At 64.9% G+C, this 14,045-nt stretch carries 13 protein-coding genes; 12 read left to right on the top strand and 1 reads right to left on the bottom strand.

Annotated elements, in window-relative coordinates:
* The first annotated feature begins 8 nt into the window (after positions 1–8).
* The 11 genes from BQ7471_RS03400 (at position 9) to BQ7471_RS03350 (ending at position 10,616) form a co-directional block, all read left to right on the top strand.
* A complete protein-coding gene (locus BQ7471_RS03400; protein ID WP_076464206.1) occupies positions 9–464 on the top strand; it encodes a cytidine deaminase in 456 nt (151 codons plus the stop codon).
* 1 nt (position 465) lies between these two features.
* Positions 466–1,749: a thymidine phosphorylase gene (locus tag BQ7471_RS03395; protein WP_076464205.1), complete on the top strand. Its 1,284-nt coding sequence runs from the start codon at positions 466–468 to the stop codon at positions 1,747–1,749.
* Positions 1,750–1,854: 105 nt separating this feature from the next.
* The gene (locus BQ7471_RS03390; RefSeq protein ID WP_076464203.1) at positions 1,855–2,802 is read left to right on the top strand and encodes a sugar-binding transcriptional regulator; all 948 of its coding nucleotides are present in this window, start codon (positions 1,855–1,857) and stop codon (positions 2,800–2,802) included.
* Positions 2,803–2,961: 159 nt separating this feature from the next.
* Complete coding sequence (gene deoD, locus BQ7471_RS03385; protein ID WP_076464202.1) at positions 2,962–3,669, top strand: purine-nucleoside phosphorylase; 708 nt, start codon at positions 2,962–2,964, stop codon at positions 3,667–3,669.
* A 13-nt stretch (positions 3,670–3,682) separates the two neighbouring features.
* A complete protein-coding gene (gene deoC / locus BQ7471_RS03380) occupies positions 3,683–4,336 on the top strand; it encodes a deoxyribose-phosphate aldolase (RefSeq protein ID WP_076464200.1) in 654 nt (217 codons plus the stop codon).
* Positions 4,333–6,015 carry a phospho-sugar mutase gene (locus BQ7471_RS03375; protein WP_076464199.1) on the top strand — a complete coding sequence of 561 codons (1,683 nt, stop codon included), beginning with the start codon at positions 4,333–4,335 and terminating at the stop codon, positions 6,013–6,015. The genes deoC and BQ7471_RS03375 overlap by 4 nt, the downstream gene beginning before the upstream one ends.
* A gap of 251 nt (positions 6,016–6,266) precedes the next feature.
* The gene (locus BQ7471_RS03370; protein WP_076464197.1) at positions 6,267–6,680 is read left to right on the top strand and encodes a DUF4418 family protein; all 414 of its coding nucleotides are present in this window, start codon (positions 6,267–6,269) and stop codon (positions 6,678–6,680) included.
* 3 nt (positions 6,681–6,683) lie between these two features.
* On the top strand, positions 6,684–7,556 hold the full coding sequence (locus BQ7471_RS03365; protein WP_076464196.1) for a DUF6273 domain-containing protein: 873 nt from the start codon (positions 6,684–6,686) through the stop codon (positions 7,554–7,556).
* On the top strand, positions 7,553–8,737 hold the full coding sequence (locus tag BQ7471_RS03360; RefSeq protein WP_076464194.1) for an FtsX-like permease family protein: 1,185 nt from the start codon (positions 7,553–7,555) through the stop codon (positions 8,735–8,737). The genes BQ7471_RS03365 and BQ7471_RS03360 overlap by 4 nt, the downstream gene beginning before the upstream one ends.
* A gap of 9 nt (positions 8,738–8,746) precedes the next feature.
* Entirely contained in the window at positions 8,747–9,952 is a 1,206-nt protein-coding gene (locus BQ7471_RS03355) for an ABC transporter permease (protein ID WP_076464193.1), read from the top strand.
* Between the two features lies 1 nt (position 9,953).
* Positions 9,954–10,616, top strand: coding sequence for an ABC transporter ATP-binding protein (locus BQ7471_RS03350; protein ID WP_076464191.1), 663 nt, complete (start codon positions 9,954–9,956; stop codon positions 10,614–10,616).
* A 55-nt stretch (positions 10,617–10,671) separates the two neighbouring features.
* Here the strand turns inward: BQ7471_RS03350 and BQ7471_RS03345 are convergent, their stop codons facing one another.
* Positions 10,672–12,342, bottom strand: coding sequence for a fumarate hydratase (locus BQ7471_RS03345; protein WP_076464189.1), 1,671 nt, complete (start codon positions 12,340–12,342; stop codon positions 10,672–10,674).
* Between the two features lie 378 nt (positions 12,343–12,720).
* On the opposite strand from BQ7471_RS03345, the gene BQ7471_RS03340 reads away from it, so the two are divergent.
* On the top strand, positions 12,721–14,043 hold the full coding sequence (locus BQ7471_RS03340; RefSeq protein ID WP_076464188.1) for a DUF418 domain-containing protein: 1,323 nt from the start codon (positions 12,721–12,723) through the stop codon (positions 14,041–14,043).
* The last annotated feature ends 2 nt before the right edge of the window (positions 14,044–14,045 follow it).

Genomic DNA, 14,045 nt, shown 5'->3' with positions numbered 1-14,045 from the left:
TAGTCGCCATGGATCAGACAATCGATTGGGAGGAGCTCTCGTCCCTCGCTATCGACGCCATGACCCGCGCCTACTGCCCCTACTCGGGATTCCCCGTGGGAGCAGCCGGGTTGACGGCGGATGGGCGCGCGGTGTCGGGGAGCAATGTGGAGAACGCGTCCTACGGATGCGGCCTGTGCGCCGAATGCTCAATGGTGTCCGCCCTCATCGCATCGGGCGGCGGCAGACTCATCGCCGTCGCCTGCGTGAACGGCAACCGCGAGTCGGTCGCCCCCTGCGGCAGATGCCGTCAGCTGATTTACGAGCACGGCGGCGACGATTGCCTCGTGAAGATGCCTCACGGGGTCATGGCCATGAGGGACGTCCTGCCCGGAGCCTTCGGGCCGCTCAACCTCGGCGAGGTCCCCACAGCCCTCGCACCATCTTCAGATCGGGGAGCTTACGAGCCCCCGGAAGGACAGTGACATGAAAATCTTCGACGCAGTCGACGTCATTCGGACCAAGCGCGACGGGGGAGTGCTGTCCGACGATGCCATCAAGTGGACGATCAACGCCTACACCAATGGCGCGATGGGCGACGAACAAATGGCCGCCCTCGCCATGGCGATCTTCCTGCGCGGCATGAATCGCGATGAGATCTCCCGGTGGACGAACGCCATGATCGCCTCGGGCGAGCGCATGGACTTCTCCGGCATCGGCCGCCTCACCGCGGACAAGCACTCCACCGGCGGAGTGGGTGACAAGATCACCCTGCCGCTCGCACCCCTCGTCGCCTCCTTCGGGGTCGCCGTCCCGCAGCTGTCGGGCCGCGGTCTCGGGCACACGGGCGGCACCCTCGACAAGCTCGAATCCATCCTCGGATGGCGGGCGAATCTGACGAATGACGAGATCATGCATCAGCTCCGCGAGGGCTGCGGTGCCGTCATCTGTGCGGCGGGCGCGGGACTGGCCCCTGCGGATAAGAAGCTCTACGCGCTGCGGGACATCACCTCCACCGTCGAGTGCATCCCCCTCATCGCATCGTCGATCATGTCGAAGAAGATCGCCGAGGGCACGGACTCCCTCGTCCTCGACGTCAAAGTCGGATCCGGCGCCTTCATGAAGGACCTAGACACTGCCCGTGAACTGGCGCGCGCCATGGTTGATCTCGGCGCGGACGCCGGGGTGAAGACTATCGCCTTCCTCACGGACATGTCGACTCCGCTCGGATTGACAGTCGGAAACGCCCTTGAAGTCGAAGAGTCGATCAAGGTCCTCGCAGGGGGCGGACCCGACGACGTCGTCGAATTGACGGTCGCCCTCGCGCGCAAGATGCTCGAAATGGCGGGACAGCCCGACGCCGATGTCGAGGCCGCGCTCAAGGACGGACGTGCGATGGACACATGGCGCTCCATGATCCGCGAGCAGGGCGGCGACCCGGATGCCCGGCTTCCGACAGCGGCGGTTACTCACACAGTGACCGCCGAGGCCGATGGCGTCCTGACGACCCTCGACGCTTTGTCGGTGGGCGTCGCCTCGTGGCGATTGGGGGCCGGTCGCGCCGTCAAAGACGATCCGGTGCAGGCGGGCGCGGGCATTGAGATCCACGCCAAGCCCGGAGCAACGGTCCGCAAGGGTCAGCCGCTGCTCACCCTGCACACGGATGACGAGTGGCGCATCCCGCGAGCACTGGAATCCCTCGATGGTGGCATCGTGATCGGAGATGGGCCCGTCGCCTCCTCGACTGTCATCCTCGACTGCGTCGACTGATCTCATAGACGGAGGGGCTCGTCGTCGTTCGGCACCGGTGCCGTAGAGTGACCGGCGGGCTCCTCCCTCGGCGGAGAGCAATCTTTCTTATGGAAGAGGACTGTGATGGACAAGCGTGATGAACAGGCGATCACCGCCGTCAAGCTGTACTTCGAACGCGGTCTGAGTCAAACCGAGGTCGCCTCCGAGATGGGGCTGTCCCGACCGACTGTCGCCAAGCTCATCCAGCGGGGCAAGGACGCCGGTTATGTCACGGTTGAGATCCACGATCCGAGGGAGACGTCGTCCGAACTCGCCAATCGCCTTCAAGAGCGCTTCGGCCTCACGGAGGCGCGAGTCGTTCACATGATGGTGTCGAACGAGCAGGAATTGCTCGACGAATTGGGACGCGCAGGCGCCGACCTCGTCACTTCGCAGGTGCGCGACGGCATGAGCGTCGGCGTGTCCTGGGGGCGCACCATGAGGGCACTGGCGACCCACCTGCCGCATACGGTGCGCCGCGACGTCGAGATCGTCCAGCTCAAGGGCGGAAGTTCCTACTCGGAACTGGCGACGAACGACTTCGAGGTCATGCGGGCCTTTTGCGAGGCCTTCAACGCCCGCGCCTGCTACCTGCCCCTGCCCGTCATCTTCCAGGATGTGCGGACCCTGAGGATCGTGGAGCGCGATCCCCATATCGCCGACATCCTCGAGCGGGGCAGGCGGACCGACATGGTGATCTTCACCGTCGGTTCCGTGGCCCGCGAGAGTCTGCTGCTCAATCTCGGCCACCTCAGCGAATCCGATATCGAGCGACTGCTCGCCGAATCCGTGGGGGATGCGTGTTCACGCTTCTTCACAGCCCGGGGGGCCATCGCTGTGCCGGATATCGACGAGCGCACAGCGGGGATCGCACTCGACGAACTCGCGTCGAGGTCGATCCGCGTCCTCGTCGCAGGGGGCCAGCACAAGACGGCCGCCCTGAGCACCGCATTGAAGATGGGTCTGGCCACCCATCTCGTTACTGATAACCGGGCGGCGCGCGCGCTGCTCGCCGAGGAATCGCCGCGCTGACGCTCCGCTCCTCATCCCTCATATCCGACGACGCGAAGCACAAGCCAGATGAACAATTGTCAATTCAAGCATTGACAATTGGTTATGTTTTGACTAGACTCTGCCTCACGGGGCGACGGCGCCCCACACTTCATCGCGTCCGCTACCAGTGGAGTAGACATGACATCGACACCGCACATTGATCCCCAGGCTCCCATCGCGGAAACCATCCTTCTGCCAGGAGACCCCCTGCGAGCCAAATTCATCGCCGAAAACTACCTCGATGACGCGCGCCAATTCAACTCCGTGCGCAATATGCTCGGATTCACCGGCACCTACCAGGGGACCGAAGTCTCCGTCATGGGCTCGGGCATGGGCATCCCATCCATCTCCTTGTACGCCTGGGAACTCATCCACGTATTCGGATGCAAGAAGCTCATCCGCGTCGGCACGTGCGGCGCCCTACAGCCCGGTATCAACCTCTACGACGTTGTCATCGCGCAGGCCGCCTGCTCGAACTCCTCCTTCATGGACCAGTACAACCTGCCCGGCACATACGCGCCAATCGGCTCTTATCGCCTCATCGAAGCGGTCCGCGAGCGCGCCAAGGAGAACGGCATCACCACCCACGTCGGCAATATCCTCTCCTCCGATACCTTCTACAACGCCGATCCGACGTTCAATGAGCGTTGGCAGAAGATGGGCATCCTCGCGATCGAAATGGAGTCCGCGGGCCTGTACGCCACCGCCGCTGAAGCGGGCGTCGAAGCGCTCGGCATCTTCACAGTCTCCGACTCCCTCGTCTCCGGCGAAGTGACCACCGCTGAGGAGCGCCAGACGGCCTTCACGCAGATGATGGAACTCGCCCTCTCCCTCGCACAGATCTGATAAGGACATTTCGATGAATGCAGCAGCAGTCGCCCAGATGATCGACCACACCCTCCTCAAGCCGGAGGCCACTCGCGCCGACGTCGCCGCCCTCGTTGAGCAGGGGGCAAGGCTCGGCACCTACTCGGTGTGCGTGTCCCCCTCCCAGCTCCCGCTCACCGTCCCCGAGGGCCTCAAAGTCGCGTGCGTCGTCGGCTTCCCCTCCGGCGCGGTCAAGCCCGAGGTGAAGGCCTTCGAGGCCGCCCGCGCCATTGCGGACGGAGCCGACGAGATCGACATGGTCATTGACATCTCGCTCGCCAAAGAGGGTCGAGCCGATGATCTCGAGGCGGAGATTCGGGCCGTGCGCAATGAGGTCCCCGCGCCGAAGATCCTCAAAGTCATCATCGAATCCGCAGCCCTCACCGACGAAGAGATCGTCATGGCGTGCAAGGCGTCAATGGCCGCGGGAGCCGACTTCGTCAAGACCTCCACCGGCTTCCACCCCGCAGGCGGAGCATCCGTCCACGCCGTCGAACTCATGCGCGCCACCGTCGGCGATGCCCTCGGAGTCAAGGCTTCGGGAGGGATTCGTGATGCGCAGACCGCACGTGCCATGATCGAGGCCGGTGCCAGCCGCCTCGGCGTCTCGGCGACCCTCGCCATCCTCGACGGGTTCGACCGATGAGGGACGAACTCTTCTCACAGGCTCGACACTGGGCCGAGCACGACCCTGATGAACACACCCGCACTGCCCTCCTCGACGCGGTCGCAGCGGCCGAGGATGGCGACGGGCAAGCCCTGTCCGAGGTGAGGGCCGCTATGTCCGGTCCCCTCGAATTCGGCACTGCGGGGCTGCGCGGACAGATCGGACCGGGTGAATCGAGGATGAATCTCGCTGTCGTCATCCGCGCCACTGCGGGACTGGCTGCGTTCCTCAAAGAGAGGGCGACCCGCGTCCCCCGCGTCGTCATCGGATGCGACGCCAGGCACGGCTCCGTCGATTTCGCCCGAGCTGCCGCGCGCGTCGTTTCAGCGGCCGGGTGCCGTGCACTCGCCTTGCCTGTGAAGAACCCGACGCCGCTGACGTCCTTCTCGGTGCGCAGCCTCGACGCGGATGCGGGCATCATGATCACCGCATCGCACAACCCCGCCCGGGACAATGGCTACAAGGTCTACCTCGGTGGCACCGTCGTCTCGGGCATCGGCTGTGGCGCGCAGATCGTGCCCCCGTATGACGCTGAGATCGCGGCGGCGATCGCGGCAATGCCGCCCGCCGATGAGATCCCCCAGGACGGCGAGCGCATTGACGACGTGGATCCTCGCGACGACTACGTCGCTACCGCCGTCGCCCTCGCCAGCGGTACTGAGGCGGTGAAGGGCGATCTGCGCATCACCCTCACGGCGATGCACGGTGTCGGGGGGGCTCTCACCAGGAGAGTCCTCACCGAGGCGGGATTCGTCAACACCGGACTTGTCGCCGAGCAGGCGGAGCCGAACCCGGACTTCCCGACGGTGTCGTTCCCGAACCCGGAAGAGCCCGGCGCGCTTGACCTCGCGATGCGTCATGCGAGGCAGAACGGTTCGGATCTCATCATCGCTGTCGATCCGGATGCTGACCGGTGTGCGCTCGCGGTCCCCGATGCGTCATCTGAGACGGGCTGGCGCCAATTGTCGGGAGACGAGACGGGGTCGATCCTTGGCGAGTACGCGGCCTCTCGTGCGCCCGAGGGGACGGCTCTCGCCAACTCGATCGTGTCGAGCAGACTGCTCAAGGCGATCGCTGCAAAGCACGGCCTCGACTACCACCACACCCTGACGGGCTTCAAGTGGATCTCCCGCGCGCCGGACCTGTGCTTCGGCTACGAAGAAGCGATCGGCTACTGCCCCGACCCCGCCCACGTCCTCGACAAGGACGGGATCTCGACGGCGGTGTTCGCCGCATCCCTCTTCGCCGCCCTCAAGACTCAGGGGCGCACCGGCCTCGACGAACTCGATCGCCTCGCGCGCGCCTATGGCCTGTACAAGACCATGCCGCTGACATTCCGCGTCGAGAATCTTGAACTCATCGGGCAGGGGATGGAGCGATTGCGCTCGGCGCCCCCTGCCGAACTCGCGGGCTCACCGGTCGCCTCCGTCGTCGATCTGTCGGATGGGTACGACGGGCTGCCCGGAACCAACGCCATCATGGTGACGACCGAGGCGAATGACCGGGTCATCGCCCGGCCGTCGGGCACCGAGCCGAAACTCAAGTGCTACCTCGAGGTGATCCTCGGGGTCGATGAGGGCGAGCCCGTGCCGTGGGATGCGGCCCGGAAGCGCCTCGAGCGGATCAAAGCGGAGTTCGCCGCCGCGATCGGCATCTGACGAGGCGGACCCCGGCTGATCGAGTGCTCACACACATGATCGACCGGGGCCCGTCCGTAGGTAATCCCGCCCGCGGGGAACGCCGTGTCCCCGCGGGCGGTTCTTCGTTGCGGGGGGCGTGAACCGAGACGCAGGGCTGAACCCCTTATCATCACTCCACGATCGGCGTTTTCACCGCTTGACTATTAAGTAAGGTTAGACTTAACTATTTGCGGTCATCATTACTCAGTAGGTTCAGTGAGGACACTTACATGTCGAAGAGCACCATCATCGTGCCACTCGTTCCAGCGGCTCTCAGCGCACTGCTCGTCGTCGGCGCGGCGACCGCATTCTCCGCCTGCGACCAGCGGCCCGACGGAACCTGGATGCACTGCCACCAGTGCCAGAACACCGTCGTCGCCAGTGGGGTCGGCATCGCCGCCGCCCTCGCCGCCTCCGCATTCATCACGAATCGCCCGACGCGGATTGCACTCCAGGTCCTCGCAGTCCTCGCCTCCATCATCGTTTTCTTCATCCCCGGCGGGCTCTGTCCCATGTGCATGATGCGGACCATGCGCTGCTACACCGTCTTCCAGCCATTCGTGAGAATCATGACCCCGCTCATTGCCGCAGGGGGCATCGGCGCCATCGTCGCCTCCGTGAAGAAGAAGCCGGTCGACGCCTGAGCAATGGGCGACATCCACCGTCATCGAGTACTTCGCATCGTTGCTGTCGCACTTTTCCTCATCGGCATTGCAGTCGCGACCGTCACCGCGCTCACCCATGCGAGGGCGAAGGCGGCCTACGACGAAGCGATCCGGCTGGAACAGTCGGGAGACTCCTACGGCGCCTACGAGCGCTTCCAAGCGTCCGGCAGCTACGCCGACGCCGCCTCCCGGGCGGACGCCCTCGTCAATGCGGACCCCGCGCTGCCCTACCGGGGTGCACACAAGGGCGATGTCGTCGTCTTCGGGGCCTTCGAGCAGGACGGGGACCCCTCCAACGGCTCCGAGGACATCCGCTGGATCGTCCTCGACAGGATCGACGACGAACTACTGCTCCTCGCCGTCGACTGCCTCGCCTCGCGCCCCTACCACGCCCAGCCGTTCGAACCGATCACCTGGGAGCGCTCCGACCTGCGCGCATGGATGAACACCGAGTTCCTCAACGAGGCTTTCACACCCGCCCAGCGGGGCATCATCCCCATCGTCACCAATGAGAACGCCGAACAGTCGATCGCGGCCACGCCCGCGGGTCCCGCAACCCGTGACCGGGTCTTCGCCCTGTCCGAAACGGAGACGACCGTGTACATCCGAGACGCCATCGACCGTGAACTCATCGCGAAAGCAGGGGTGAGCGCTGTTGGAGCCGCGGGCGCACTGCGCGTCGACGACTCAGAAAAGGTCGACTGGTGGCTGCGCAGCCCCGGAACGTACGAGTTCACCGCACAATTCATGACCGCCGAGGGCGATCGATTCACCACGGGCGCGAATGTCGACGCCGAATACGGGGTGCGCCCGGCGCTGTGGATCTCACTTGATGCGCCGGAGCGGGGCCGATGATGCGTCCTCCCACACTCGGACGCATCCCGCAGATGACGATACGGGCGCACCCGGTGCGCTCCCTCATCCTCGTCATCGTGATGATCGCGCACGCCGCGAGCGTCATCGTCGGCATCATCATCGTCGACTCCATGAACCGCGAACTCGCCCAGGCGCGCCTGCGCCTCGGCGCCGACATCCTCGTCTACCCCACGGCGGGGTTCAACCAACTCCATAAGGATCGCCTGCTCATGCAGGGCACGCCCGTCGACCACCATCGGCAGCGTTCCACCACGTCGCGCATGGAATCGAATGAGGACATCGCGGCGCTGAGCTACCAGATCTACATCAAGGAGACCCATCCGAGCGGCGCGGAGCAGTGGATCATCGGCATCGACCCGGCGACCGACTTCGCCATCACCCCGTGGCTGCGCGCAGGCGATAGCCTCGACCTCAACGATGGGCAGATCATCGCGGGAAGCGCAGTCGACACATCGAATACGGGCGGCGTCGTCCTCTTCGGAGTGGAGCACGGGGTCGGGGCCCGCCTGGAGGAGACCGGCTCCGAACTCGACCGCGCCGTCTTCGTCCCCATCGACGCCCTCTCAGACGTCATCGAGGATTCCATCGCCCACGGCGTCAACGACTACGCCTCGATCGACCCGAATCGTGACTACTCCGCAGCACTCATCCGAGTCGCAGACCCCGCGAAGGCGGTGTCGGTCGCGAACTGGATCAACCTCTACGTGCGCAGAGTCAGCGCCGTCACCAGTTCCGACACCCTCTCCTCAACCGCATCGGCCATCGGGTCTAATGCGACGGCGGTGGGCGCGATCGCAGTGGGAACCTGGCTCATCATGCTCATCGCGCTGGGGGCCGCCCACACGCTGCTCATGAACGAACGGCGCCACGAGTTCGAGATCTGGCGCGCGATCGGGGCGTCGCGGCGCATCATCACCCGGCTCGTCCTCATCGAGGCGCTCATCCTTGCCGCAGCAGGCGCCGCCATTGGCATTGCCATCGGGACGGGGGGCCTCGCACTCGGAGCCCCCCGCTCCCTCGGGCGGCTCGACACCGCCGAGACCGCGCTCCTCATGGGACTGACATGGTTCGTATCGGTGGGCATCGGATGTGCGTCGGCGGCTCTCGCCGCACACAGGATCAACGGACGATCACGGCGGCGCGCGCCGACAATGGTGTAGGAGGAACCAATGACGCTCAATGCGCTCGCATTCAAGAACCTGAAGGGGTATCCGGGCCGGACCATCGCGCTGGCGCTCGTCGCAGCGCTCATGACGGTGGCGACCTTCGGCGGCACCATGACCATCATGGGCTTGCGCCACGGGCTGCACACCGTCAAGGCCCGCCTCGGCGCCGACATCATGGTCACCCCGATCGAAGCCGCTGACGAATTCAACGCCCAGACATTCCTCATCGAAGCAGAGCCCAGCTACTTCTACATGGAGTCGAGCATCCTCGACCGGGTCGCCGGGATCGAGGGGGTTGAGACCGCATCACCGCAGATTTTCCTCGCATCGGCGAGGGCGAGCTGCTGCTCGGGCCGCTTCCAGATCATCGCCTTCGACCCCGCGACGGATTTCGTGATCCAGCCGTGGATCGCCGACTCCGTCGGACCCGTCGACCTGGGATCCATGGGGGTCATCGTCGGCTCCAATGTCACAGTGTTCAACACCGAGCGTTTCCAACTCTTCGGCGAGGAACTGCGGGTCGTCGGCCAATTCGACTCGACGGGCTCCACCCTCGACAATGCCGTGTACATGGACTTCGATACGGCGAAGACCCTGCTGCGCTCCTCTTTCAAGAAGAACCTCAATCAGTACCGGGAGTTCGACACGGGAGGGGTCATCTCCTCCGTGATGGTCAAGACGAGCCCCGGTGCCGATGTCGACGAGGTCGCGGCCCGCATCGAGAACAGCGTCGCCGGGGTGAATGCCGCGACCTCGAAGACGATGGTCTCGTCGATCGCATCGACCATCGACTCGGCGTCGCGAACCATCGGCCTCTTCATCGCTCTCGTGTGGGTGGTCGGAGCGGCGATGATCCTCTTGATCTTCACACTTATGATGAACGAGCGCAGGTGGGAGTTCGCATCGCTGCGGGCGATCGGCGCCGCCGACCGACAGATCCTGCGAATCGTCGGGAACGAGGCGCTCCTCGTCAACGGGGTAGGTGCGGGCGCGGGGATCCTCGCCTCGGGAGCACTGCTCTTCGGCTTCGCAACGGCGATCGGGCAGGGCCTGGGCGTTGGCCTCATCATACCGCCCTGGTATACGACGCTCATCATCGCAGTCGCCTCCGCGATCGGTGCCGCTGCAGTGGCCGCCGCATCATCATGGATCACAATCGGGCGGATCCGTCGGGCGGATGCGGCAGCGATCCTCACGGAAGGGGAATGACATGACCATCGAGTCGGCAGGCGCATCGAAGGACTTCCAGCGCTCGAAGACCACCCCGGTGTTCACGGCTGTCGAACCGGTGGACCTGCGGCTCGAGCCCTCGAGCCTCACCGTCATCACCGGGAGATCCGGCTCGGGCAAGTCCACCCTGCTCAACATGTTCGCCGGGCTGCTCGCCCCCACGCGCGGAAGCATCCTCCTCGACGGCGTCGATCTCGCACTCCTCGACGAGCCCCGCCTCTCGCGGCTGCGCAACGAGCGCATCGGCCTTGTCCCCCAGGGCCACACCGCTTTGCGCAGCCTCAGTGTCGTCGAGAACGTCCTTCTGCCCTCGATCCTCTACCACGAGGCGGATGAACAGCGGGCAGGAGTACTGCTCGACGAGGTCGGGATCGGGAAGCTAGCGCAGGCCAAGCCCCAGGAACTGTCGGGAGGCGAGCTGCGGCGCATGGCGGTCGCCCGCGCACTCATCATGAGCCCCGACATCGTCCTCGCCGATGAACCGACCTCCGGCCTCGACGACGACAATGCGGTCGCAGTGCTGTCGCTGCTGCGGCGCACGGCCGACGAGGGTGCCGCCGTCCTCGTCGTCAGCCACGACGACGAGGCGCGCGGATTCGCGGACCGCGTCCTCGTCATGGACTCTGGACGGCTCGGCGAATGACGCGGCTCCGCCTAGCGGAATCCATCCACCGAACGGAGCCGCGATGGCACCGGGCTCACAGGCCGGGGCGCTTGCCGATCGTCAAAGTGACCTCCTGCGTGCCGGCGAAAAAGTCATTGCCCTTGTCGTCGACGACGATGAATGCCGGGAAGTCCTCGATCTCGATCCTCCACACGGCCTCCATACCGAGCTCGGGATACTCGAGCAACTCCACCTTCTTGATGCAATTCGCCGCAAGTTCGGCGGCCGGACCGCCGATAGAGCCGAGATAGAAGCCCCCGTGCTTCGCGCAGGCATCGGTGACCGCCTGGGAGCGGTTGCCCTTGGCGACCATGATCATCGAGCCGCCGAGCGCTTGGAACTGATCGACGTAGGCGTCCATGCGCCCCGCCGTTGTCGGCCCGAAGGAGCCCGACGGCATGCCCTCGGGGGTCTTCGCCGGACCCGCGTAGTAGACGGGGTGCTTGAGCATGTACTCGGGCATCGGCTCGCCCGCTTCGATGCGCTCGCGGATTTTCGCGTGGGCGATGTCGCGGGCGACGATCATCGTGCCATTGAGGGACAGGCGGGTCTTCACCGGGTACTTGGACAGTTCGGCGAGGACTTCGCTCATGGGACGGTTGAGGTCGATCGACACGGCGCCCGTGTCTTCGCCGAGCTCCGCCGGATCGGTGGCCGGCAGGAAACGGCCCGGGTTCGTGTCGAGCTTCTCCAAGAAGACGCCCTCAGGAGTGATCTTCGCCTTCGCCTGGCGATCCGCCGAGCAGGACACCGCGATGGCAACCGGTAGGGATGCGCCGTGGCGGGGCAGGCGGATGACGCGAACGTCGTGGCAGAAGTACTTGCCGCCGAATTGGGCGCCGATGCCCATCCGGCGGGTGAGGTCGAGGACTTCCCCTTCCATCTTGACGTCGCGGAAGCCGTGGGCGAGCGGCGAACCCGAGGTCGGCATTGAATCGAGATAATGAGCGGATGCGTACTTCGCGGTCTTGAGCGCGAACTCCGCGCTGGTCCCGCCGATGACGATGGCGAGGTGATAGGGCGGGCAGGCAGCGGTGCCGAGCGAGCGGATCTTCTCCTCGAGGAACTGCATCATGTGCTCGGGATCGAGGATCGCCTTCGTCATCTGATACAGGTAGGACTTGTTCGCGCTGCCGCCGCCCTTGGCCATGAAGAGGAAACGGTAGTCGGTCTCATGGCCGACATGGGTGTCGGCGTAGAGCTCGATCTGTGCGGGGAGGTTGCACCCCGTGTTCGCCTCCTCATACATCGACAGGGGGGTGTTCTGCGAGTAGCGCAGGTTGAGTTCCGTGTAGGCCTCGTACACGCCCTGCGACAGGGGACGCTCGTCGACTCCCTCGGTGATGATGCGCTGACCGCGCTCGCCCTTGATGATGGCGGTGCCGGTGTCCTGGCACATGGGAAGGACTCCCGCAGAGGCAACAGTGGCGTTCTTGAGCAGATCGAGGGCGACGAACTTGTCGTTTGCGGATGCCTCGGGATCGTCGAGGATTGATGCGAGTTGCTCGAGGTGGGCGGTGCGCAGGTAATAGGAGATGTCGTGGTAGGCGGTCTTGGCGAGAAGTTCGAGGGCCTGCGGCGCTACTTTGAGATAAGTGGAGCCGTCGGGTCCTTCGACGGTCTCAACGCCTTCGGTGGTGAGCAGACGGTACTCGGTGGTGTCGTCGCCTAGAGGCAGCATGTCCTCGTAGAAGAACTCGGTCACGGTGGGGCTCCTTCGCCTATCGGTTGATTCACGGTCACGTTAGAGTCCTTGTCGGCCGTGCGCGGGGACCGGGGTCCCGCACTCGTCGACCCCGTTAGCTCTCAGCCCGATGGGCGCCGCGCTGCGTTGAAATCCTGCGGAAGAACGGGGGCTGCTCGGGTCTTGAAGAGCGGGGGAGTGGGGAAGTTCGCGGTCTCAGCGGCGAGCGGATGTTGACGAGACGAGGGGAATACCGCGCGATGGTGTCACGCATTTCAACAAGGCTCACCTGTGTGACATATAGACAGCCTGACACGGCCGTGGAATGCCAGTGCAGTCGGATTTCACCCAGTGGTTCCGCCATGGAGGAGTCGGGAAAGGCGGCACTAGGATGAGCCCATGTCGACATCAGCATCCTTCACAGGCTCGAACTTGGTGCGCTATCCCGCACCCGATGTCGCACGGGGTTTCATGCTCGTGCTCATCGCAGTGGCGAATGCGCCGATCTGGATCCAACTGTTCCCGGACACGGCCGATACCAGTACGGCCGACCGAGTGTGGATCCTCATCCGCAGCCTCTTCGTCGACCACCGCGCCTATCCGTTGTTCTCCATGCTCTTTGGCTTCGGCCTCATGACGATGGTGATGCGGCGCCACGACTCGCATGTCGCGACGCGGACCGCGGAATTGGATGCGAAGGCGCCCGGGCTCGTCCCCCAAGCGCGCCAGGGGTGGCTCGCGGGCTTCGAGGAGGAAGCATATGCGGCGGGCCGCACACTCGTGCGCCGTCGGGGCTATTGGATGCTGCTCTTCGGGGCGGTGCACGCCCTGTTCTTCTTCGGCGACATCATCGGCGCCTACGCCCTCGTCGGCATCATCTTCGCCGGAATCATCGCCAAGAGGCGCTGGAGACTCATGGCCGTCGTCGGAGTTATTCAGACGGTCGTCATGATTCTCATGATGATCTGGCAGCAGTACAGCATCGAACACATGGTCGGCTCCTCGTCAATATCCTACGGTCTGAACAGCCTCGTCCGCTGGTACTACCCACTGGCCTCCTTCTTCTCATGGATCCCCTCTACCGTGATGACGATCCTGCTCGCAACGGTTCTTCCCGCGTCCTTCATCGGAGCGCGCCTCACTGCAACGGACATCGTGTCGCGGCCCGATCTGCACCGCGGCGCTTTGACGATCGTCGCCGTTGCGGGCCTCGGCCTCGGGGCCGCAATGGGCGCACCGAAGGCACTCGCCGACGTGGGCCTCGCGGATTGGAACTTCCTGGGCTCCCATGCCCTTCACGAGTTCGGCGGGCTCTTCGGCGCAGCAGGATGGCTCGCCCTCCTCGTCCTTTTCGCGGGTCCGCCGCGCGAGTCGATCACCGGCATACGCCACCTCTTGTCCTCAGTGGGGAAGCGGTCGATGACCGCCTACCTCACTCAGACAATCCTGTTCATCGCGATCTTCGCTCTGGCGGGGCTTGCGGGCGTCCGACAGGTCGGAGCGGTCGCGGGGCTGCTCATCGGCGTCGGAGTTTGGGGCGCAACGGTCGTCGTGTGCTGGGTGTTGGAGAAGCGCGGCCATGTGCGCGGCCCCTTCGAAGTGCTCCTGCGCCGGGCTGTCGCGCGCTCCGCGACTCCCCAGGTCCTGCCCCAGGTGCCCATCGTCCCCGTGCAAACGGCGTCGTTGGGCGATGCGGGGGTTGTGTCCGCGCCGATGAACTGACG

The organism is Actinomyces mediterranea (assembly GCF_900155595.1).
GTDB lineage: Bacteria > Actinomycetota > Actinomycetes > Actinomycetales > Actinomycetaceae > Pauljensenia > Pauljensenia mediterranea.
Note: the sequence above shows the minus strand (reverse complement) of the source record. Positions and strands in the feature narration are given on the sequence as shown.

Excerpts from the sequence above, each read along its gene's own strand:
- deoC (WP_076464200.1), top strand. The coding sequence starts at position 3,683 with ATGAATGCAGCAGCAGTCGCCCAGATGATCGACCACACCCTCCTCAAG.
- BQ7471_RS03360 (WP_076464194.1), top strand. The coding sequence starts at position 7,553 with ATGATGCGTCCTCCCACACTCGGACGCATCCCGCAGATGACGATACGG.
- BQ7471_RS03375 (WP_076464199.1), top strand. The coding sequence starts at position 4,333 with ATGAGGGACGAACTCTTCTCACAGGCTCGACACTGGGCCGAGCACGAC.
- BQ7471_RS03390 (WP_076464203.1), top strand. The coding sequence starts at position 1,855 with ATGGACAAGCGTGATGAACAGGCGATCACCGCCGTCAAGCTGTACTTC.
- BQ7471_RS03355 (WP_076464193.1), top strand. The coding sequence starts at position 8,747 with ATGACGCTCAATGCGCTCGCATTCAAGAACCTGAAGGGGTATCCGGGC.
- BQ7471_RS03350 (WP_076464191.1), top strand. The coding sequence starts at position 9,954 with ATGACCATCGAGTCGGCAGGCGCATCGAAGGACTTCCAGCGCTCGAAG.
- BQ7471_RS03400 (WP_076464206.1), top strand. The coding sequence starts at position 9 with ATGGATCAGACAATCGATTGGGAGGAGCTCTCGTCCCTCGCTATCGAC.
- BQ7471_RS03365 (WP_076464196.1), top strand. The coding sequence starts at position 6,684 with ATGGGCGACATCCACCGTCATCGAGTACTTCGCATCGTTGCTGTCGCA.
- BQ7471_RS03395 (WP_076464205.1), top strand. The coding sequence starts at position 466 with ATGAAAATCTTCGACGCAGTCGACGTCATTCGGACCAAGCGCGACGGG.
- deoD (WP_076464202.1), top strand. The coding sequence starts at position 2,962 with ATGACATCGACACCGCACATTGATCCCCAGGCTCCCATCGCGGAAACC.
- BQ7471_RS03340 (WP_076464188.1), top strand. The coding sequence starts at position 12,721 with ATGTCGACATCAGCATCCTTCACAGGCTCGAACTTGGTGCGCTATCCC.
- BQ7471_RS03370 (WP_076464197.1), top strand. The coding sequence starts at position 6,267 with ATGTCGAAGAGCACCATCATCGTGCCACTCGTTCCAGCGGCTCTCAGC.